We start from the raw sequence: 20,886 nt of genomic DNA on the forward strand, positions 1-20,886 counted from the left end.
GCAAAACACCGCCTTGCCCGGGGGCAAGACGGCGTTCCGCGTGTGACTGAAAAACTCGCGCTACGCGCGTCAGGATATTAGCATTTGCTTGGGTTTGCTTCGCAATAAAGCACGTTCGCTCCGGCACCGACAGCGGCACCCGCGACGGCGTTGCCGCCAAGAACGGCACTTCCGACGCCGCCAGCAGCGCCCCCGAACACAGCCTGCTCACCCACTGTGTCACCACACGCGGCCAGACCGAGCGCGGCCGCTGTGGCAAGAATTGCGAATTTGATACGCATGTTGATCTTCCTTTGTTTGACGCATTTGTCGTGTGACAAACGCCAAGGTCGATCAATCGTTCCAACCCAACTGCCCGCAGATACGCATCGGACCGCCGAAACGCATGTTTGCATGCATCCAATTGCTGCCGACCGAACGCCAGCCGGCGGATATTGGCCAACACCAGGCCGAATGAAACGAAAAAAAAGGTGGGCAGCATAATATCTTGCGACACCTGCTGCCCACCAGGGGAAGGGGTACGGAAATGGTACACAGCGCCGCAGATAACCTGGGGAAGCGACGCTGCATGAACACGGTCGCACGCTTTGTCAGGACGCACAAAGGGCAAGTGTGTGTCACGGCGAGAATGAGCCAGGTTTCGCCAAATACGGGAATCGAGCGGCGAGAAACCGCCTATGCGTGCCAAAGACATCACGCTAACCCCTCTTGAAATGAGTCGGGAAAGGATGCACGCGCCACGGCCTCATCGATCTGCAAAAGTGCTTCATAATCAGCGGGATCAAAGGGATCGGTCGCTGGAATCACCTCGCGCCCGAACAGCCAGGACAAGCGCCCGGCATCCAAATTGCCACGTTCAAAAGGGTCTGTGCCGAAATGGGTCCACAACGCTGCCATAAATGCCGCGTCCGCGCGCCGGTCTGCGGGCTTGCGATCGGCAAAGCGTTCACGCCGCTGAAGCGGTGTCACCCCTTTGGGGTTCGGGCGCCGGATTGTGAACTGGAAGTCTGTGCCGGTCAGCCGACCGGGGAATCCGCGATGTTTCAGCATGCGCTGCCCCCCGCGGCGAGGGGTGTCAGGGCGGGCTGAACCGCCCGCCCTGTAGAATTACTTGAACTTGCCCGTGTGGACCGGCTCTGTGCTGATGGGCTCAGGCTCAACAACGACAAACTCTTCGTTGTTGTTGCGGGCGCATGCTGCGACCAGAACCATGAGGCTAACCATGCCCAACACTTTGATGCTCTTCGACATCTGTCTCTCCTGTATTCAACTTCCAGACGCACGAAATTGCACGCCCGATGCGAGGTAGGGGGGTCTTGGGGACCCCTTGGCCTGCGTATACGTGATTTTCGGGCTGAAAGATACGGGGGCCGACAGGCTTGCGCGTGTTGTGGCCTCAAAGACGCATATGCGGTTTTTTGCCGAAGCATCACAATTCCTCCCACACACAGCCGTCCGGGCTTGGTCTGAAGGCTTCGAAAAACTGCGTGGCCTCGGGATCGGCAGCGCCAAAAGCCACCGGGCGATCCATCAGCGAAATGACAACAACGTCAGCGCTGAACCCAAAGCTTGCGATGTAGGACAACGCAAAATCGTCGCACAGCGCCTGAAAGTCACCCTCGGCATCGGCGTATGTCACAGCGGCTGCATCCCGCGCGATGTCAGGTGCCAGAAACCGAAACCGCATCCACAGTTCCGCACCGACCTCGTCCACAAGAACTTCGGACAATGTCACCGGCTGGCCCGAAGGCACATCCAACGCAAAGACCGGAGACGCGCAGAACAACAGAGCCGAAACGCAACCCCGGACCCATCTCCGTTTCCGGGTCCGGGCTCCTCCCTCCGGGGTTGCGGTGCGTGCGGTGATAACCCGTCGCACTATTCCATTCGGCACAGTATGTTGCCTGTTACCCTTCATCGTGCATCTTCTTCTTGCATTGTAAAGGTCGCAGGCGAGGTGATTTCGATCAATTCCGGGACGTCAGAGTGACGAATTTCTCTGTGCACAATCCTAGTAGGTTGTAGAACGGGGCACCCTGCACTCAAAACGTGTTCGCCCTGCCCTTCATATTCAAAGGTTACCGAGCTTTTGGTGACATCGGCCATCTGGCAATTCAGATCACGCGAATGCCTCGCACCGAGGCCTCCGATGCCGGGAACAGCGCGGATCACATCGGTGCCATAGGTACTATTCATCGTCTTGGAATTGCCAAGCTGAGGATGTTCGAAAAAGGGACACAGGCCTCTGCCTTGGACTACACCAATATCCGCGCGCGAGATGGCAAAGACCTGTTTTGTCCACAATTTCATGGCCGCCATCCCGCATGGCGCACCCAACGCACCCGGTTGGAGGCGTCGTTCAAAACCGCATCTGCGCGTGCAACAACGGCCGCAGGCACCGGCCCCGCCGCGCGCCCACCCGCAGTAACCAGCCAGCCCTCCGCGGCACGCTCCAGTCGCACGACCGGGGAAAAGCCACGCAAATTCTGCAATGCGCGCCACAGATCCTGACGGATCTGATGGGCCAGTCGAATAGCCTTCCCGCAGGGCAAAACAGTGCAGACCGCAAAATCAAACCGCGGCGGCAGATGCCGACACAGGGTGAACCCTGTGTTGTCGCGCAGGATATGCCAGTGGCGATGCGACATCACAGCGGGATGTTATCGTGCTTTTTCCACGGCATAGGAGTCTTCTTGTTGCGCAGTGACGCAAAGGCACGGCTGACCCGTTTGCGGGTCGAACGGGGTTGGATCACCTCGTCGATGAACCCGCGCTCGGCCGCCACAAACGGGTTGGCAAAGCGGTCCTCGTAGTCCTTCGTGTGCTGCGCCGTCTTTTCGGCATCACCCAGATCGGCGCGGTGGATGATCTCGGTCGCACCCTTGGCACCCATCACCGCAATCTCGGACGTGGGCCAGGCATAGTTGAAATCAGCCGCCAGATGCTTGGATGCCATCACAACGTAAGCGCCGCCATAGGCTTTGCGGGTAATCACGGTGACCTTGGGCACCGTTGCCTCGCCATAGGCGTACAGCAGCTTCGCGCCATGTTTGATCACGCCGCCATATTCCTGCGTGGTGCCAGGCAGGAAGCCGGGCACATCAACGACGGTCAGGATCGGAATGTCGAAGCAGTCGCAGAAACGGACAAAGCGTGCCGCCTTGCGCGCGCTATCGATGTCCAGAACACCCGCCAGCACCATGGGTTGGTTCGCGACGACACCCACGGTGCGCCCTTCCAGCCGGATGAACCCGGTGATGATGTTCTTGGCGAACTCTTCCTGCAGCTCGTAAAAATCGCCCTCATCGGCGAGCTTCACGATCAACTCTTTCATGTCATAGGGCACGTTCGGGTTGTCGGGCACCAGCGTATCAAGGCTGGTCTCGATCCGGTCGGGCTCGTCAAAGAACGGGCGAACGGGTGGCTTTTCGCGGTTGTTGAGGGGCAGGAAGTCCACAAGGCGGCGCACCTCGGCCAGCGCCTCGACATCGTTGTCAAAGGCCGCATCGGCCACCGACGACTTCTTGGTGTGGGTGGACGCGCCGCCCAACTCCTCAGCCGTCACCTGTTCGTTGGTCACGGTCTTCACAACATCCGGGCCCGTCACGAACATGTACGAGCTGTCTTTGACCATGAAGATGAAGTCGGTCATGGCGGGCGAATACACCGCACCACCGGCACACGGCCCCATGATGACAGATATCTGCGGCACCACGCCCGACGCCATGATGTTGCGCTGGAATACCTCGCCATAACCGGCAAGGCTGTCGACGCCCTCCTGAATACGCGCACCACCGGAATCGTTGATGCCGATCACCGGCGCACCGTTCTCGACCGCCTTGTCCATGATCTTGCAGATCTTGGCGGCATGCGTGGCCGACACGGACCCGCCCAGCACGGTGAAGTCCTGAGAGAACACATAGACCTGCCGCCCGTTGATCGTGCCCCAGCCGGTCACGACACCGTCGCCGGCGGGTTTCTGTTTCTCCATCCCGAAGTCGGTGCAGCGGTGTGTGACGAACATGTCGAACTCTTCGAACGACCCTTCGTCCAGAAGCAGGTCAATACGCTCGCGTGCGGTCAGCTTGCCGCGCCCGTGCTGCGCGTCGATCCGCTTTTGCCCGCCGCCCAGACGCGCATCCGCGCGCCGCGATTCCAATTCGGTCAGAATATCTTTCATGCTGTCCCCGCTGGTGGTTTGACTGGCTTATACAAGTGCAAATAGGCCAAGATGAAGGGTCAATCCGAATATTTGCAAACCCTATTCAGCATTCATGATGCAAATTGCAAACCCGCAAAGCACACCTATTGGTGCGCCACTGCACTGGACAGTGTAGTAGACCAAGCATACCTCTGCGCCATGCAAGCGCCGCCCAAGGTCCGCTTTCTGGACCGCACGACCCCGCCACATATCATCACACTGATCCTCCTGGCCGGAGTGTCGGCCATGGTGATGAACATGTTCCTGCCCAGCTTGCCGAACATGACCGAGTATTTCGATACCGAATACCGGCTGATGCAGCTGTCGGTGGCACTGTACCTGGCCGTCTCGGCCATCATGCAAACCATCATCGGCCCGATCTCCGACAATCTCGGGCGGCGCAAGGTGCTGATGTGGGGGATTGGCCTTTTCATGCTGGCCACACTCGGCTGCATCTACGCACCCAACGCCGAAGTCTTTCTGTTCTTCCGCATGTGTCAGGCGGTGATCGCCGTCGCCATGGTGCTGAGCCGCGCCATCATTCGCGACCTCTACGATCAGGATCACTCGGCCTCCATGATCGGCTACGTGACAATGGGCATGGCGGTCGTCCCAATGATCTCGCCCTTCTTCGGCGGCTTGCTGGACGAAGGGCTCGGATGGAAGTCCGTCTTCTGGTTCTTCTTCATCACCGGCGCCCTGCTCCTGTGGCTTGTCCACAAGGATGTCGGCGAAACAGCCCAGCCATCGTCCAAGTCCCTGATCGGCCAGTTCAAGGAATACCCCGAATTGCTCCGCTCACCCCGCTTTTGGGGCTACTCGCTGGCGGCAGCCTTCTGTTCCGGCTCATTCTTCGCCTATCTCGGCGGCGCGCCCTTCGTGGGCACCGAAGTGTTCGGCATGACGCCCGCCGTCCTCGGCTTCTTTTTTGGCGCCCCAGCCGTCGGCTACTTCATCGGCAACGGCCTGAGCGGGCGGTTCGCAACCCGCTTCGGGGTCAACCGGCTGGTGCTCTGGGGCTCCATCGCGAATGCTTTCGGCACCTTCATCTCCCTCGCCATCTTCGTTGTCGGCATGGGCACGCCCCTGTCCTTCTTCGGCATGATGACCTTTGTGGGCCTCGGCAACGGCCTCGTGATACCCAACGCCACCGCAGGGATGCTGTCGGTGCGCCCGCATCTGGCGGGCACAGCCTCCGGCCTCGGCGGCGCGATCATGATCGGCGGTGGAGCAGCCCTTTCGGCGCTCGCAGGTTTCCTGCTGACCCCAGAAACCGGGGCCTACCCGCTTCTCTATATCATGTGCATCACAGGCATCTGCGCGTTGCTGGCCATCGGCGCGGTCTACCGGCGCGAACGCAGGCTCGCAGTCGCGTAACGCTTGCGCTCACAGCTTTGCAAACCTAGTGTCGCCGCACTGCAAACCTGCAAAGACAACACCGCCATGGCCACCCCAAAACTCTATGCCGGAGCCAAGCTGCGCGAGGTGCGCACCCGCGTCGGCCTGACCCAGAAAGACTTCGCCGCCAAGCTCGGTGTTTCCCTGCCCTATCTAAACCAAATGGAAAATAATAACCGTCCGGTCAGCACGACGGTGGTGTTGTCACTGGCGCAGGAATTCGGGCTGGACGTGACCGAACTCAGCTCCGGCGACGGCGAACGGATCGTCTCCGACATGCGCGAGGCCCTGTCCGACCCGGTCTTTTCCAGCGACATGCCCCCGATGGCAGACCTGCGGCTCGCCGCCTCGAACGCCCCGGCCCTCGCACACGCCTTTCTCGAACTGCACCGCGCCTACCGACAGACCCACGAACGGCTCGCCTCTCTGGACGAAGCGTTGGGGCGCGAGGACGCCCGCGCACGCCCCAGCCCTTGGGAGGAAGTGCGCGATTTCTTCCACTACTGCGACAACTACATTGACGCCGTGGACCGCGCCGCCGAACACTTTGCAAATGCCGAAGGACACCACCGCAACATCCGTGTCGCCGCTGTGTCCTCCCTCGCCAATGGTGGTGTCGAGGTCAGTTTCGAAGACACCGACACGCTGCGCCGCTACGACCCCGAGACCCAAACCCTCGTCTTGTCCCATCGCGCCAGCCAGGAAAGCCAGACCTTCCAACTGCTGCTACAGGTGGCCCTGCTGCGACAGAACAAACTGCTCGAAGCGACCCTCGACTTCGCCCGCTTTCAGACGGAAGAGGCGCGCGCGATCGCCAAGATCGGCCTCGCCAACTATTTCGCTGGGGCCGCGCTCATGCCCTACGGCCAGTTCCTGCAAGCAGCGCAGGACACCCGCCACGACCTCGAACAACTCGCCACCCGCTTCGGCGCGTCCATCGAACAGGTCTGCCACCGGCTCTCCACGCTCCAACGACCGGGGGCCAAGGGCATCCCGTTCTTCTTCGTCCGGGTCGATCAGGCAGGCACGATCACCAAACGCCACTCCGCCACACGCCTGCAATTCGCCCGCTTCGGCGGGGCCTGCCCGCTCTGGAATGTGCACCGTGCGTTCGAACAACCGGGCCAGTTCCTGCGCCAGCTTGCCGAAACGCCCGACGGCGTGCGCTATGTCAGCCTTGCCCGCGATGTGACCAAATCCGGCGGCCGCTTCGGCGCGCCCGTCCGGCGCTATGCGATTGCTCTGGGGTGCGAGGTGACCCATGCAGGCCAGCTCGTCTATGCCGACGGCCTCGACATCACGCGGGCGGAGGCGTTTGAGCCCATAGGCATCTCCTGCCGGATCTGCGAGCGCAAGATGTGCCATCAGCGCTCCGTCCCGCCGCTGGAACGCAAGCTGTCGGTCGATCCCGACACACGGGATGTGCTGCCCTATGCGGTGAACTAGGCGGACCAGGATCCGCCTTACGCTTGCGCCTCAGCGCCGCGCGGGACGCCATCCGGCCCGCAGCGCCTCGGCCTCTGAACAAAACCACCGCTCGCCCCGCGCCTCGTTGATGCCGGTCCGGTCATAGAATTCCTGCCCCGGCACGTGAAAGATCTGCCCGTTACCGGAGATATTGCCCTTGATCCGACAGGCCGGATCAGGCGGCAGGCGCCCCTGCCCCCGCGCCTCACGAAACGCCGCAGGCGACTGCACCCGGTAGCCATGCAATCCGCGCCCCGCGACATAGGCCACCTTTTCATCCAGATCATAGTCCATCCCGTAACGCCGATAGGCAAAGGCCCATCCGGCGCTCACGATCTCAGCCCCCATGTCCGCCTCACCAACGCGGCACTTGGCGACAGTCCGACCGTGCCGGTCCGTATCCAGTGCCTCGCACCGGGCCGTTTGCCCGCCGAACCGCGCCTCCACCTGCGCGGTCGCCCACATCCCGCAGGCAAATGGTTGGCCTGCCGCCGTCTCACAGGTCTGATCCAGTTCAGGCGCATCAATGGCGTGCAACCGTACGCGAACGTCGCCCACATCCACCGTGTCCGCATCAATCACACGCACAACACCGATGAAATCTGCGAACCCGAAAGAGGGCAACAGGGACAGAACAAGCACCGAACAAAGTCTTAACATTCCGTTAATATGACAACGGACCTGACCGAGTTCAAACGGTGGCGGTGACTATTCTTAACGCTGCGCGGTCTCCCACTCAGGATGCACCCACGGCACGTCATTGCTGCGCGGCAGGCTGCGGCCCAGGATGTGGTCGGCCATCTTCTCGCCCGTCATGATGGACGGCCCGTTGAGGTTGCCATTGGTGATGCGCGGAAAGACGGAACTGTCCACGACGCGCAAGGCATCCACCCCGATCACACGCCCCTCCGGGTCGACAACGGACATCGGATCATCGGCCCGCCCCATCCGGCAGGTGCCGCACGGGTGGTACGCACTCTCGGCATGCTCGCGGATCACCTCATCCAGCTCTTCATCGCTCTGATGGGCCGCACCCGGCTGGATCTCATGCTTGACGAAGGGCGCGAACGCCTCTTGCGCAAAGATCTCGCGCGTCAGGCGAATGCAGGCCCGGAAGTCCTTCCAATCCTGATCGGTGCTCATGTAGTTGAACCGGATCACAGGATCGTCCACAGGATCCGCCGACCGCAAGGTCACCGCCCCCCGCGACGGCGACCGCATCGGCCCCACATGCGCCTGAAACCCGTGCCCTTCGGCCGCCGCCTGCCCGTCATAGCGCACCGCCATCGGCAGGAAGTGATACTGAATATCAGGATAGGGAACCCCAACCCGACTACGAATGAAAGCCGCACTTTCAAATTGGTTTGACGCGCCCAAGCCAGTGCCCGTGAACAGCCACTGCGCCCCGATCATCGCCTTCGAGGCCAGGTTCCAATGCTTATACAACGTGATCGGCTGGCTGGAGGCATACTGGATATACATCTCCAGATGGTCCTGCAGGTTCGCCCCCACACCGGGGCGGTCAGCCACCACATCAACCCCATGCTCCGCCAGATGCGCCCCTGGCCCGATCCCCGACAACATAAGGATCTTCGGCGAGTTGATGGACGAGGCTGCAAGGATCACCTCCACCCGCGCCTTCACCACCTGCCCACCGGCCAGAACCACGCCAGTCGCGCGCCCGTCCGCCATCTCGATCCGCTCCACCAGCCCGCGCACCAGGTCGCAATTGGGTCGCTTCAGCGCAGGCCTCAGATAAGCATTCGCCGCTGACCAGCGCCGCCCGTTATGCACGGTCTGCTCCATGGGGCCAAAGCCTTCCTGCTTCTGCCCGTTATAGTCGTCCGTGACCTCATAGCCCGCCTGCTGCCCCGCATCGACAAAGGCCTGGAACAGTGGGTTCCGGCGCGGCCCGCGCGTGACATGCAACGGCCCATCCTTGCCACGCCAAGCCGGATCGCCGCCATGGCCATTGCCATCCCATGCCTCCATCCGCTTGAAGTACGGCAGCACGTCGGCATAGGCCCAGCCATCGGCGCCACTCTCGGCCCAATGGTCATAGTCCAGCGCGTGCCCTCGGACATAGACCATCCCGTTGATCGACGATGACCCCCCCACGACCTTGCCGCGCGGACAGACCAGCCGACGCCCACCCAAATGCGGCTCCGGCTCGGACATGAAACCCCAATCATAGCGTTTCATGTTCATCGGGTACGACAAGGCCGCAGGCATCTGAATGAACGGCCCCGCATCGGTGCCACCATGCTCGATCACCAGCACCGACTTGCCCGCCTCGGCCAAACGATAGGCCACGGCGCACCCCGCCGACCCGGCCCCCACAATCACGTAATCCGCTTCCATCTCTCACCTTCCGTGATTCTCCGAAGGGTCAAGGATGCGCAGCACCGCGCGCAGGCGCGGCTCGTCCTTGAGGCTTCGGGGAATCGCATCTCATCCTTGAAAGGGTGTCTTGAGGCGGACAAAGCGCCCTCAAGCACCTCTCAGCACACATCCTTCACATCGCAACTCGCGCAACATCCGCCCCCTGCCCGCCCTTTTTCGGAGTGCGGGGTGGGTGGGCGGGCGCGCTCCGAAAAAGGGCGTCCCGACCCATCAAAACGGCGCCTCCACATCGCCCATGCGCACATAGACCGACTTCACCTGGCTGTAGTGCTCAATGGCCGCCTTCGAATTCTCGCGCCCCACGCCCGAGGCCTTGACCCCGCCAAAGGGCGCCTCGACCGGCGCGTCATTGTAGCTGTTGATGAAACAGGTTCCCGCCTCGAACCCGGCAGCAACACGGTGCGCACGGGTCAGATCGCGTGTGAACACCCCGGCAGCCAACCCGAACTCCGTGTCATTGGCGCGCGCCATGACGTCGGCCTCATCCTCGAAATCCAAAACCGCCATGACAGGACCGAAAATCTCTTCCCGCGCGATGGTCATGTCGTCCGTCACGTCGGCGAAAACGGTCGGCTCCAAAAAGAACCCGTCCCGCTCCACCCGCTTGCCACCAGTCACCAGCCGCGCGCCCTCGTCCTGCCCCTTGGCGATGTAGCCCTGCACAATCTCCGTCTGCCGCGCGCTGACCATGGGGCCAAAGCTCGTCTCGGGATCCTGCGGATCACCGATCACCGCTTTGCCCAGCCGCTCGGTCAGACGCGCCAGAAACGCCTCCTTGATGCCCGACTGCACAAACACCCGCGTCCCGTTGGAACAGACCTGGCCGGAGGAGTAGAAGTTGCCCATGATTGCGCCCGACACCGCATTCTCAAGATCGGCATCGTCAAAGATGATGAGCGGCGACTTGCCCCCAAGCTCCATGGTCACATGCTTCATCTCGGCCGCAGCGGCGGCATAGACCTTGCGCCCCGTGGGCACCGAGCCAGTCAGCGACACCTTGTCAACGCGGGGCTCGGACACCAAAGCCGCCCCCACATCGCCCAAGCCCTGCACGACGTTGTAAACACCCGCGGGCGCGCCCGCCTCGTGCAGAATCTCCGCCACTTTCAAGGCACAAAGCGGCGTCGTCTCGGACGGCTTGAACACCATCGTGTTGCCGCAGGCGAGCGCAGGTGCCCCCTTCCAGCAGGCAATCTGCGTGGGATAGTTCCACGCCCCGATCCCCACGCACACGCCCAAAGGTTCGCGGCGGGTGTAAACCCAGTCCTCACCCAGCGGGATATGCTCGCCCGTCAGGCTTGCGGCCAGACCACCGAAATACTCCAGCGCATCGGCCCCGCTTGTGGCGTCAGCCACGCTCGTCTCCTGATAGGGCTTGCCGGTGTCATAGGTCTCCAGCACCGACAGCTCGTGATTGCGCGCGCGCAGGATGTCGGCGGCACGGCGCAAGATGCGGCCCCGCTCCGTCCCGGTCATCGCGGCCCACTCGGCCTGTGCCGCGCGCGCGGATGTCAGCGCCTGATCAATGATCGCGGGCGTCGCGGAATGGACGCGGCCAATGACTTCTCCCGTCGCCGGATAAATCACGTCAATGGGCGTGCCCGCGGTGTCTTCCACATAAGCGCCACCAATGAAGTGGCTCGCTGTCGGTTGGGTCTGCATTCAATTCCTCATGGTGTTGTACGGGGCGACGGGCCACACCCGTCGCCCGCGCGATGTCTATTCTGCGGGGGCGGCGTGCATGCTGCGCAAATCACCCAGCGTCTCGCGGCGGGTCAGCACCCAGGCCAGGCACGCCACATACATCCCGATGACCGCGGTCCCGACCCACTGGATCTGCAACCACTGGCTCTGGAACAGCAAGGTCAGCACAAACAGCAGTGCGGCGTTGCCCAGCACGTATTGCACCTTCCCGTAGCGGTCGGCGGTCACGTTCAGATTGTCGGTGTAAAGCCGGATCAGCGAGTCAAACGAGTTGATGACAAACAGGATGCCCACAACGGTCATCGACCAATTGACCAGCCCGGTCATGTCGATGCTGTTCAGGTGATACCAATAGGCCACCGTGAACCATATGCCCAAAGGGATCGACGGAAAGATCAGGAGTGCGGCCAGCAATTGCCATGTCCGCAGCCCGCCCACGAAGCGCGAGGTGAACTGCCCGATCATGATCGACCACGCAAACCACCAGAACAGGTAGAACTCGTGATAATCCGTCAGCGGAATGATGAACTTGTGGATGTTGGCAAAGTACCCGCCGATATTGCTGCCGGTGCTCAGGAACTCGCCAAAGCCCATGCCCGCATTGATCCACATGCCGGCAATCAGGGCAAAGAACACGAGAGTCGAAGCGACCGACAGGATCTTCACGTATTTGATGTCGGTCGAGGAATAGGACGCCGCCAGGATCACCAGGAAGCAGATGACGTAAAAGGCCGGGATCACCGTCTCGCCGTCGCCCACTTCGGGGATGTAGTAAGGCATGTAGATCAGGAACAGCGCGCCGGTGAACGCACAGGTCGTGATGATCACCATGTTGTTGATCAGCTTCACGATCCCGTTCTCAAAGAACTTCACGCGCGGCTCGATGGCGCAGAAATAGAATGCGGTCAGGAAGTAGAACGCCCAGATCAGAAAGCCCCAGAACCCGAACTCCAGCGCCAGCGGGTTGGTAAACGCATAGGCCGGTTCCGCCGCCGTATCGGCATAAAGCGGGAAGTCAAAAGCGATCGGGAACATGATCAATCCGACATCCAGACCGGATGTGAACAGGATCGCGATAAAGACAAACAGGCTGACCGGTTGCGGCCCGGTCAGGCGCACATTCCAGTATTTGATGGTGACAAAGGCAACCAGCACAAAGGCCAGGATCACCCCGAAAGAAATGATTGTCGTAAGCATAAAATAGGTCCCTCCATGTTGACCCGTTGGCTGTGGCGCTTGGTAAGAACCCATCGTCTGCCCACGCCAAGGGTCTTCATGCGATGGTTTATTCTCCGCGGGGAAACCGCTGATTTTCCTCTAAAACATTCAAATCCATATGATTGCGCATGTAGCGCTCGGATGCCTTTTGCAGCGGCTGGTAATCCCAGGGGTAATACCCACCTTGCCGCAAAGCCTCGTACACCACCCAGCGCCGCGCCTGCGATGCGCGCACGTCGGCGTCAAAACGCGCAAGGTCCCACCGCGCATCTGCCTTGGCCTGCAATTGGCTAAGCGTACCCTGATGCGCAGGCACATCCGCAAGGTTGGTCAACTCATGCGGATCAGCCTCAAGATCAAACAGCTGGTCCGGGTCCAGCGCACAGCGGTTGTACTTCCACTTGCCATAGCGCAGCGACACCATCGGCGCATAAGACGCCTCGGCCGCATACTCCATCGCAACAGGCTCGGTGCGCTCCACACCCTGCCCCTGCGGCACCAGCGATTGCCCAGTGGTCCACGGCATCACCTCGGACATGTCCACACCCGCCAGATCACAGAGCGTCGGGCACACATCAATGTTGCTCACCGGGTCAGTCACCAGCCCCGGCTCCATCGACGGGGCCGCAATCATCAACGGCACCCGCGACGACCCTTCGTAGAAGGACATCTTGAACCACAGCCCCCGCGCGCCCAGCATGTCACCATGGTCGGACACGAACAGGATGATGGCCTCTTGCCGCGTGCCTTCCAGCGCCTCCAATACCTCACCGATCTTGTCGTCCAGATATGAGATGTTGGCGAAGTATGCCCGACGCGACCGGCGAATATCCTCATCCGAGATCGTGAAGTTATCCCGGTCATTGGCATCCAGAATGCGCTGCGAATGAGGGTCCTGATCCTCATAGGGGATCGGCCCCACCTCCGGCATCAGGTGTTCGCAATCCTCGTAGAGGTCCCAATACTTCTTACGCGCCACATAAGGGTCATGCGGGTGCGTAAAGCTGACAGTCAGGCACCACGGGCGCCGATCATGCCCTCGTCCCAGATCATAGATCTTGCGCGTGGCGTGATAGGCCACCTCGTCATCAAACTCGAGCTGGTTGGTGATCTCGGCCACCCCCGCGCCAGTGACAGACCCCATGTTGTGATACCACCAGTCAATCCGCTCGCCCGGCTTGCGATAGTCCGGCGTCCAGCCGAAATCGGGTGGATACACATCCGTGGTCAGCCGCTCCTCGAACCCGTGCAACTGGTCTGGCCCGACAAAGTGCATCTTGCCAGACAGGCACGTCTGATACCCCGCGCGGCGCAGATGGTGGGCGTAGGTGGGGATCGATGACGGAAACTCAGCCGCATTGTCATAGACGCCAGTCGCACTGGGCAACTGCCCCGACATAAACGCGGCACGCCCCGGCGCGCACAGCGGCGAGGCGGTATAGGCGTTCCGAAACCGCGTCGACCGCGCTGCCAACTTCTTCAGGTTCGGTGCGTGCAACCACTCGGCAGGACCATCGGGAAACAACGTCCCGTTCAACTGATCCACCATGAAAATCAGGATGTTGGGCCGCGTCATTGATAGGCCCCCGTCAAGGTATCCAGCGCCCGCAAGGCCGTCGCCTGCGCCGCATCGCGCGACGCATCCTTCGACAACGCCGCCCGCAGATAGAGCCCATCAATCAGCGCCCCCAACATCTCGGCATCCCCACGCGGATCACAGCTGAGCCCCCTCAGCGCATAGGTCAGGTTCGACCGCAAACGCCGTTGGTACAACGCGAGCAAACGGTGCGTCTCAGGATGGGTCGTTGCCTGCGCATAGAGCGTCATCCACGCGCCCACGGTCGCTGGCGCAAAGCTCGATGGCGCAAAGCTGGCCGCAATCAACGCCTCTGCCCGTTCCCGCGATGTCCGCGCGCCGCGCAGCTCTTCGACAACCTCCTTGCGAAAATCGCGCAGGATCTGCGCCATAGCCGCCAGGAAAATCTGGTGCTTACCGCCGAAATAATGGTGCGCCAAGGCCGAGGACATCCCCGCCCGCTTGGCGATCTGGCCCACGGTCACATCAAGCGACCCGGCCTCCCCGATCTCGGCAATCGTCGCCTCGACCAGCGCCGCCCGACGGATCGGTTCCATCCCAATTTTCGGCACATGCACCCCCATTCGCAAAGATGCGGCGTAACGTGCCGGTTTTTTATTGACCCGTCAATCAACAAAACCCGTCACAGTTTCGTCGCCGGGCTGGGCGGCGTGATTGGCGCACGTTTCAGCACCGCTTCGCGCCAGGTGATGAAAGAAACGGCAGCCAGAATCAGCGACCCGCCCAGGATCACCCAGACATCCACCGGCTCGGCAAAGACAAGCGCGCCCAGCAACACGGCCCACACCAATTGCAAAAACGTCACCGGCTGCGTGACGGTCACGGGGGCCGCGGCAAAGGCCATTGTCATCGTGTAATGCCCGGCGGTCGCGAAACAGGCGACAAGGAACAGCAGGCCCAGCTCCCACCCCGTCGGCCACACCCAGTTGGCAAGCGCAAAGGGGGCCAAACAGATCGTCACCACGATGGACAGCATCGCCACGACAACAGCCGGTTTCGCCTCATCCGCCATGATCTTGGCCAGCAGGTACGACCCCGCAAAACTGACGGCACAGAACAGCATCGCGATATGCCCCGGCGCCACCTCGCGAAACCCGGGGCGCAATATCACCGCCGTCCCGATCAACGCCACGGCAATCGCCGCAATCCGGCGCAACGCCAACCGCTCTCCCAGAAACAGAGCCGCGCCAATGCTCACGTACACGGGCGCGAGGTAGTTCATCGCCGTCACCTCGGCGATGGGAATGCGGGTCATGGCAAAGAACCACAGGATCACGCCACCGGTATGAAACGCCCCCCGCAGCGTGAACAGCTTCCATTGCCGCCCCGTCAGATGCGCCGCCTTCAACGCGGGCAACATCGGCAGCAGAAACACCAGCCCCAGCAAATACCGCAAAAACGCCGCTTCAGCCGGGGGAATGCGGTCGCCCATATATTTCACCAGCGCCGTGACCGCGACAAAGCAAAAGCCAGTCACCAGCATCCAGAAAATGGCAACAAGCGGACGAGAGGGGGAAGAGTTCATGCGCCCATCAACCCCAAAAGCGGGGTTAAGCACAAGGCGCGACAGCAGCAGCAACAGATGGCAGTCATGCACGGCAGAAAGCATCTGCATCACTGAAACCGCGTGTCACAAGACAAGCGCCGTCACGCTCGGATGGCAAGGATCCGCAACAGCGACACAAAACATCCGGGAACGAAAGCGCAATACCTGAGTTCACACAGCAAGCCCAAAGGACGCATCGATATGAACTCCGCACCGCAACCCCGCACGAGCCATACGTTTTTTGCACAGCAGCCTTGCGCAAATGTGCAGAGTATTCTCGGTAAACACTTCCTATATGCTGGCGACCCGCGTGCAATATCACGCATTCCTACTGCCAGCAGATGTCATCTGACACAGGTATCACGTTGATCTGATCTTTGATGATTGGCGTATGACCTTACAGACGCCATATGCTGGTCAACGATAACAAGGATGAAATCCGATGCTTGACGATAGACATACCGTTGATCTGACCAAGCAGGACCTCGAATTGATCGAGGCTGCGCTCCAGACCCAGGAAAAGATCCTGTCCGTGCAAAGCCGCGCGGGCGGTGCCGCTGCTCGCACACGGCTCAATGATCTCAAAGGGCTGATGCGCCGCCTGCGCCGCCAGACCCCTGCCCCCCATGCCGATGGCACCCAAAGCTGGAGCCAGGTGGCCCGGCAGCTGTTTTTCTAATCCGGCTCAGATCAAATTTTCATAACAATACAATGACGCCGCCCCATATCCAAGGGCGGCGTTTTGATGTCATGGGTTCAGTGTTCGCAAGCGCACATGCCTGAACTCAAGCCCCGACCTTCGATCCCGCAACGTGCGTCCATGGCAGCAATGCCGCGGCCCGGATCAGACTGAGGGGAAAGCCCGCACTTCATCGCGACGGAATGCATAAAAAACAGCCAGACGACAGGCGCGCGCGACGCTCTATTACACGCCGTACAGCGGAACCAAAATTCGTGCTTTTTCCCAGAAATCCGGCCCTTTCCGGGATACGCGCACCGTGCCGTCGGCGCGGTACGGCGCACATGGTGCGCCCAGCAAAACCGCGGCCCTGCGCGAAAACATGCCACCGACATATCGATACATTCCAAGCGCTTGAAAGACGGTTTACCCCGCCATAACCTTCAACCCAAACGTGTAGTGCGGTTATGTGTATCGGCTCAGGTACCCCCATTTGAATTCTGACTTTGTGCCGTCCTCCGGCACGAGGGTGAATGAAATTGCGCCCTTCTGGCCGTCGGTCGCCGCCACATCAACAAGGTCCGTCATTGCTGAACAAAAGCCATCTCAAAAGTAACGCCCATTTCGCTCCTGCTGCCAAAGCGGCGTGTTTTTCAGGGAAGCCACATTTTTTTTAAGAGTTGAAGGACACTGACAATGACGAATGTGAGGGGCAGCGACAATACGGGCGGTGTCAATCAGAACCCGGACAACACGTTCGGGGACGGTAATTTCTGGTTTGAATGGATCGAATTCCCAAGCCTGTCTGAAAACAGCCTGGCCGCTGCGGGCTTCAACATCGCCGATGGCTCTCTGGGCCCCGGACAGACAGTCTACAATGCGGGCACGTCCAACACCCTGAACCTGCCCACCCAGTCCGGCACACTTGGAAACAACGACGACTTCTTCGGCATCCGCATCTCGACAACACTCGAGGTCGAAACGGGCGGCGAATACACCTTCACGCTCAATTCCGACGACGGCTCGCGGCTCTATGTGAACGGCCAGGAAGTCGTCGAAAGCGACGCGGCGCGGCCCGTCGGGACGATCGAAACCGGCAGTATAACGCTGGGGCCCGGCCAGCACGAAATCGTCATCATCTACTATGAGGCGGGCGGACAGGTTGGCCTCTTTTCCACGATCGACGGACCGGACTACGCGGGCCCGACAGATCTGGAAGACGCCAACGTCGCCGCCAACGCGGGCGATGATACGATTACCACCGGCGAAGGGTTCGACAACGTCGTCGCCGGTGAGGGCGACGATTTCATCACCGATGATGGCGATGGCGGCAGCTTTAGCGGTGGCGCCGGAAACGACGCGATAACGGTCACAGGCAGTGTCATCACCGTCAACATCGATGCCGGGGCGGATGATGACCAAGTCACGGTCTTCAACGCCGTGGGATCGTCAAACACAATCGATCTTGGCGAAGGCAACGATACCTTCACCGGGGGCGATGCCGATGACACGGTCACCGGCGGCGAAGGCAATGATGTCTTCAACTCCGGCGCGGGCAACGACCTGCTCGACGGCGGCGCAGGCGATGACATCTTCAACCTGTTCACGGGTGACGATACGGTCACCGGCGGCCTCGGCAATGACATCTTTAACGAAGGCGCCGGTGAAGGCGCAGATGTCATTACGGACTTTAACTTTGGCAACACCGGCTCGATCAATGACGGCGACCAGTCAAACAACGACTTCGTAGACCTCAGCGGCTTCTACAACACAACAACGCTCACTACTGTGAACGGGGTTGGCGGCAACTTCGGAAATGCGCTTGCCATGATGCGGGCCGATGCCGCCGACGGCCGACTGGACGGCATCATCGACGGCACCGACTACACGACCGAGATCGGAGGCATCGACCTCACCCTGCTGGACGGCACTGGCAACGCGGTCGCAGGCGACGATCTGACATTCGACAACACCAACGTCGTCTGCTTCGCCAAGGGGACGTTGATCAAAACAATCAACGGTGAGCGTCTGATCGAGGATTTGCAGATTGGCGACCGTGTCCTGACGATGGACAACGGCTATCAGCGCGTCCAGTGGATCGGCGGCACACAGGTGCCTGCCGACACGCTGTCCGAAAACCCAAAGCTGCGGCCCATCCGCATCCGCGCCGGGGCATTGGGAAGCGGCCTGCCCGCCAGCGATCTCACGGTCTCCCGGCAACACCGCGTCCTAGTACGCTCCACAATCGCGATCAGGATGTTTGACACGGATGAGGTCCTGATACCCGCCATCAAGCTGCTGGACATCGACGGCATCGACATTGTCGACGATCTGCACGACGTCGCATATTTCCACATGCTCTTCGACCACCACGAGATCGTGTTTTCAAACGGGGCGCCGACAGAAAGCCTGTATACCGGCCCCGAAGCGCTCAAGTCCGTGTCCCCGGATGCACAACAGGAAATCGCGGCACTGTTCCCCGAAATCCTCGACCCCGACTACGCCCCGACAAGCGCGCGGTTCATCCCCGAAAAGGGCAAGCAGATGAAAAACCTGGTCCAGCGACATCAGAAGAACAGCAAGGACCTGCTGTCATTCAGCTAGGATGCCGCTGACCACCTCAAGCGCAAAAGCCCCCTATGGCAAATGACGGCTTTCGGGATGTGTCGCTAGGTCTGTGACGTGCGCAGCGCGGCAGCGGCAAAATCAATGAACACACGCAGTTTCAGCATGATCTGCGCACGCCCCGGGTAATAGATGTGGAACCCGGGAATATCCGGCAAATGACCTTCCAGAACCTGCACCAAATCGCCGCGATCAAGATGCGGTTGCACAATCGGACCAACCTCATAGGCCAGCCCCAACCCCGCAAGTGCCGCGTGGATCTTGGCGTTCGGATCGTTGACGGTCACTGATCCATGAACGGGGACGTGCCGGTCCTCCCCCCTCTCGACAAAGCGCCAGTTATAGATCGTCTTCTGTGTCGGGCGGCGGAAATTGATGCAGCGATGATGCGCCAAATCATCCGGTGTCTCTGGCGTGCCGTGCCTAACCAGATACGCCGGCGATGCACACACCACCATGCGAGACGGCGACGTCAGCGCGCGCGCAATCATGTCCGGCGCCACCATCCGGCCCAGCCGGATACCGGCGTCAAACCCATCCCGCACAATGTCGGCAAGACCATCGTCAAGGAACACCTCGACCTCGACATCAGGGTAGGCCTCCAGAAAGGCGGGAAGCACCGGCTCAAAGATGACCGGATAGGCGATGCGCGGCGCGTTGATGCGCAAAAGGCCAGAGGGGCGTTCTCCGAATTCGCGGATCGACGCCAGTGTGTCGCTCACCTCAGCCAGCGCTGGCCGCACCCGATCCACAAAAACGCGACCCGCCTGCGTCAGCCCCACACTCCGGGTCGTGCGCGTCAGAAGGGGCACGCCGATCCGCTCTTCCAACAGTTTGACCGCCTGACTGACGGCAGACGGCGTCACACCAAGCGCGCTGGCCGCCGCGCGAAAGCTGCCGTGCTCGACAACAGCAAGAAGGGGCAGCACGCCATCAAGATCGGTTCGCTTCATTCATTAGCCAGACTTAACAGGCCATCCAGAAGATAGCTGATTATCGAACAACGGCAACGGGCACATATTCGCTTCAGACATGAACGGGCCACAACCGGAAACGGGGCCCAGAACCAAGGAGCGAAAACATGACCGATCACATCGACACCACCCGCCGCAGCCTTCTGACCTCCGGCATCGCAGGGGCCGCCGCCGCGGGCGCTGGCCTTGCCGCAGCAACCGGCGCCTTCGCCCAGACCGCCCCATCCGGCACGCTCGAAGGCAAGGTTGCACTCATCACCGGCGCGGCCAGCGGCATCGGTCGCGGTATCGCAGAAGAATACGCCCGACACGGCGCCTCCGTCGTGATGCTTGATGTGGCCAACCCGTCCGCCGTGCCGCCGGTCGAAGGGTTCCGCATCGCCAACAGCGAAGAATTCGACGTGGCATTCGAAGCTGTGCGGGCAATCAACCCGAATGTCGCCCAGATCCGGGGCGATGTGCGCAGCGAGGGCGATATGGACGGCGCAGTCTCGCAGGCCATCACGCGCTTTGGTGGTCTCGACATCGCCGTCGCCAATGCAGGCTATGTGCGCTGGCACGGCTTTGCCGACGGGCGCGCGCTGGATTGGAAAAGTGTTCTGGACGTCAATGTCTGGGGTGTGGCCAACACCTTCCGCGCCGCCACGCCTGCGCTGCGCCAGCGCGGCGGTGGTCGGCTGATCTCGATCAGTTCCATTGGCGGCCGACAGGGCGTCCCCGGCAACGGCGCTTACACATCCAGCAAATGGGCCGTGATTGGCCTGACCAAGCAAGCGGCGATCGAACTCGGTCCCGACAATATCACCGTCAACGCAATCGCACCCGGTCCGGTCGACACTCCAATGTACCGGTCCGAAGGGCAGATGGCAGCCATGGGCGTGACCACAGCAGCGGAACAGGATGCGGCGATCAATCCGATGCTGCCTGTGGGCGACCGCCCCGCGCTGACCCCGGCAGACATTGCCAACACCGCGCTGTTCCTCGCCGGACAGGCGGGCGCGTCAATCTCCGGCGTCTCTCTGGATTTGGCGCTTGGATACAACGCCATTTACACCTCCTGACATCCGACGTCGG

At 61.1% G+C, this 20,886-nt stretch carries 20 protein-coding genes; 5 read left to right on the forward strand and 15 right to left on the reverse strand.

Annotated elements, in window-relative coordinates; translation table 11 throughout:
• Positions 1–77: 77 nt before the first annotated feature.
• From RA29_RS02410 to RA29_RS02435, 7 genes are all read right to left on the reverse strand, one after another.
• A complete protein-coding gene (locus RA29_RS02410; protein WP_039682623.1) occupies positions 78–281 on the reverse strand; it encodes a hypothetical protein in 204 nt (67 codons plus the stop codon).
• 412 nt (positions 282–693) lie between these two features.
• The gene (locus RA29_RS02415) at positions 694–1,050 is read right to left on the reverse strand and encodes a hypothetical protein (protein ID WP_039682625.1); all 357 of its coding nucleotides are present in this window, start codon (positions 1,048–1,050) and stop codon (positions 694–696) included.
• A 57-nt stretch (positions 1,051–1,107) separates the two neighbouring features.
• Entirely contained in the window at positions 1,108–1,251 is a 144-nt protein-coding gene (locus RA29_RS23115; RefSeq protein WP_193743447.1) for a hypothetical protein, read from the reverse strand.
• 178 nt (positions 1,252–1,429) lie between these two features.
• A complete protein-coding gene (locus RA29_RS02420) occupies positions 1,430–1,753 on the reverse strand; it encodes a DUF6497 family protein (RefSeq protein ID WP_275041499.1) in 324 nt (107 codons plus the stop codon).
• 161 nt (positions 1,754–1,914) lie between these two features.
• Complete coding sequence (locus tag RA29_RS02425) at positions 1,915–2,310, reverse strand: cupin (RefSeq protein WP_152612902.1); 396 nt, start codon at positions 2,308–2,310, stop codon at positions 1,915–1,917.
• Positions 2,307–2,648 (reverse strand): hypothetical protein, encoded by a 342-nt coding sequence (locus RA29_RS02430; protein ID WP_039682629.1) that lies wholly within the window; start codon positions 2,646–2,648, stop codon positions 2,307–2,309. Before RA29_RS02430 ends, RA29_RS02425 begins: the two co-directional genes overlap by 4 nt.
• Entirely contained in the window at positions 2,648–4,180 is a 1,533-nt protein-coding gene (locus tag RA29_RS02435) for an acyl-CoA carboxylase subunit beta (RefSeq protein WP_039682631.1), read from the reverse strand. Before RA29_RS02435 ends, RA29_RS02430 begins: the two co-directional genes overlap by 1 nt.
• A gap of 180 nt (positions 4,181–4,360) precedes the next feature.
• On the opposite strand from RA29_RS02435, the gene RA29_RS02440 reads away from it, so the two are divergent.
• Positions 4,361–5,578 (forward strand): multidrug effflux MFS transporter, encoded by a 1,218-nt coding sequence (locus RA29_RS02440; protein WP_039683824.1) that lies wholly within the window; start codon positions 4,361–4,363, stop codon positions 5,576–5,578.
• 66 nt (positions 5,579–5,644) lie between these two features.
• Positions 5,645–7,045 (forward strand): helix-turn-helix transcriptional regulator, encoded by a 1,401-nt coding sequence (locus RA29_RS02445; RefSeq protein ID WP_039682633.1) that lies wholly within the window; start codon positions 5,645–5,647, stop codon positions 7,043–7,045.
• A 30-nt stretch (positions 7,046–7,075) separates the two neighbouring features.
• Here the strand turns inward: RA29_RS02445 and RA29_RS02450 are convergent, their stop codons facing one another.
• From RA29_RS02450 to RA29_RS02480, 7 genes are all read right to left on the reverse strand, one after another.
• Entirely contained in the window at positions 7,076–7,708 is a 633-nt protein-coding gene (locus RA29_RS02450; RefSeq protein ID WP_342666375.1) for a thermonuclease family protein, read from the reverse strand.
• Between the two features lie 72 nt (positions 7,709–7,780).
• Positions 7,781–9,427 (reverse strand): choline dehydrogenase, encoded by a 1,647-nt coding sequence (betA, locus tag RA29_RS02455; protein WP_039682637.1) that lies wholly within the window; start codon positions 9,425–9,427, stop codon positions 7,781–7,783.
• Positions 9,428–9,679: 252 nt separating this feature from the next.
• On the reverse strand, positions 9,680–11,131 hold the full coding sequence (gene betB, locus RA29_RS02460; protein WP_039682639.1) for a betaine-aldehyde dehydrogenase: 1,452 nt from the start codon (positions 11,129–11,131) through the stop codon (positions 9,680–9,682).
• Between the two features lie 57 nt (positions 11,132–11,188).
• Positions 11,189–12,370, reverse strand: coding sequence for a BCCT family transporter (locus RA29_RS02465; RefSeq protein WP_039683826.1), 1,182 nt, complete (start codon positions 12,368–12,370; stop codon positions 11,189–11,191).
• 88 nt (positions 12,371–12,458) lie between these two features.
• On the reverse strand, positions 12,459–13,967 hold the full coding sequence (gene betC, locus RA29_RS02470; protein WP_039682641.1) for a choline-sulfatase: 1,509 nt from the start codon (positions 13,965–13,967) through the stop codon (positions 12,459–12,461).
• Entirely contained in the window at positions 13,964–14,524 is a 561-nt protein-coding gene (gene betI / locus RA29_RS02475; RefSeq protein ID WP_241462535.1) for a transcriptional regulator BetI, read from the reverse strand. Before betI ends, betC begins: the two co-directional genes overlap by 4 nt.
• 86 nt (positions 14,525–14,610) lie before the next feature.
• Entirely contained in the window at positions 14,611–15,513 is a 903-nt protein-coding gene (locus RA29_RS02480) for a DMT family transporter (protein WP_039683831.1), read from the reverse strand.
• 463 nt (positions 15,514–15,976) lie between these two features.
• Between RA29_RS02480 and RA29_RS02485 the strand changes: the two genes are divergently transcribed.
• Positions 15,977–16,213, forward strand: a complete 237-nt coding sequence (locus RA29_RS02485) for a hypothetical protein (RefSeq protein WP_039682644.1) — start codon at positions 15,977–15,979, stop codon at positions 16,211–16,213.
• Positions 16,214–16,909: 696 nt separating this feature from the next.
• Positions 16,910–18,817 (forward strand): Hint domain-containing protein, encoded by a 1,908-nt coding sequence (locus tag RA29_RS22275; protein WP_082029406.1) that lies wholly within the window; start codon positions 16,910–16,912, stop codon positions 18,815–18,817.
• A gap of 65 nt (positions 18,818–18,882) precedes the next feature.
• Here RA29_RS22275 and RA29_RS02495 read toward each other — a convergent pair whose 3' ends face one another.
• Positions 18,883–19,791, reverse strand: coding sequence for a LysR family transcriptional regulator (locus RA29_RS02495; protein WP_039682646.1), 909 nt, complete (start codon positions 19,789–19,791; stop codon positions 18,883–18,885).
• Positions 19,792–19,919: 128 nt separating this feature from the next.
• On the opposite strand from RA29_RS02495, the gene RA29_RS02500 reads away from it, so the two are divergent.
• Positions 19,920–20,873 carry an SDR family oxidoreductase gene (locus tag RA29_RS02500; RefSeq protein WP_052249428.1) on the forward strand — a complete coding sequence of 318 codons (954 nt, stop codon included), beginning with the start codon at positions 19,920–19,922 and terminating at the stop codon, positions 20,871–20,873.
• Positions 20,874–20,886: the final 13 nt, after the last annotated feature.

It is taken from the genome of Tateyamaria sp. ANG-S1 (genome assembly GCF_000814025.1).
In the GTDB taxonomy this organism is placed as follows: Bacteria; Pseudomonadota; Alphaproteobacteria; order Rhodobacterales; family Rhodobacteraceae; genus Tateyamaria.

Bases quoted from the DNA above. Each gene is read 5' to 3' on its own strand.
- RA29_RS02430 (WP_039682629.1), bottom strand. From the start codon at position 2,648: ATGTCGCATCGCCACTGGCATATCCTGCGCGACAACACAGGGTTCACC.
- RA29_RS02465 (WP_039683826.1), bottom strand. From the start codon at position 12,370: ATGCTTACGACAATCATTTCTTTCGGGGTGATCCTGGCCTTTGTGCTG.
- RA29_RS02485 (WP_039682644.1), top strand. From the start codon at position 15,977: ATGCTTGACGATAGACATACCGTTGATCTGACCAAGCAGGACCTCGAA.
- RA29_RS23115 (WP_193743447.1), bottom strand. From the start codon at position 1,251: ATGTCGAAGAGCATCAAAGTGTTGGGCATGGTTAGCCTCATGGTTCTG.
- RA29_RS02480 (WP_039683831.1), bottom strand. From the start codon at position 15,513: ATGAACTCTTCCCCCTCTCGTCCGCTTGTTGCCATTTTCTGGATGCTG.
- betI (WP_241462535.1), bottom strand. From the start codon at position 14,524: ATGGAACCGATCCGTCGGGCGGCGCTGGTCGAGGCGACGATTGCCGAG.
- RA29_RS22275 (WP_082029406.1), top strand. From the start codon at position 16,910: ATGACGAATGTGAGGGGCAGCGACAATACGGGCGGTGTCAATCAGAAC.
- RA29_RS02435 (WP_039682631.1), bottom strand. From the start codon at position 4,180: ATGAAAGATATTCTGACCGAATTGGAATCGCGGCGCGCGGATGCGCGT.
- betB (WP_039682639.1), bottom strand. From the start codon at position 11,131: ATGCAGACCCAACCGACAGCGAGCCACTTCATTGGTGGCGCTTATGTG.
- betC (WP_039682641.1), bottom strand. From the start codon at position 13,967: ATGACGCGGCCCAACATCCTGATTTTCATGGTGGATCAGTTGAACGGG.
- RA29_RS02415 (WP_039682625.1), bottom strand. From the start codon at position 1,050: ATGCTGAAACATCGCGGATTCCCCGGTCGGCTGACCGGCACAGACTTC.
- RA29_RS02410 (WP_039682623.1), bottom strand. From the start codon at position 281: ATGCGTATCAAATTCGCAATTCTTGCCACAGCGGCCGCGCTCGGTCTG.
- RA29_RS02445 (WP_039682633.1), top strand. From the start codon at position 5,645: ATGGCCACCCCAAAACTCTATGCCGGAGCCAAGCTGCGCGAGGTGCGC.
- betA (WP_039682637.1), bottom strand. From the start codon at position 9,427: ATGGAAGCGGATTACGTGATTGTGGGGGCCGGGTCGGCGGGGTGCGCC.
- RA29_RS02425 (WP_152612902.1), bottom strand. From the start codon at position 2,310: ATGAAATTGTGGACAAAACAGGTCTTTGCCATCTCGCGCGCGGATATT.
- RA29_RS02495 (WP_039682646.1), bottom strand. From the start codon at position 19,791: ATGAAGCGAACCGATCTTGATGGCGTGCTGCCCCTTCTTGCTGTTGTC.
- RA29_RS02440 (WP_039683824.1), top strand. From the start codon at position 4,361: ATGCAAGCGCCGCCCAAGGTCCGCTTTCTGGACCGCACGACCCCGCCA.
- RA29_RS02500 (WP_052249428.1), top strand. From the start codon at position 19,920: ATGACCGATCACATCGACACCACCCGCCGCAGCCTTCTGACCTCCGGC.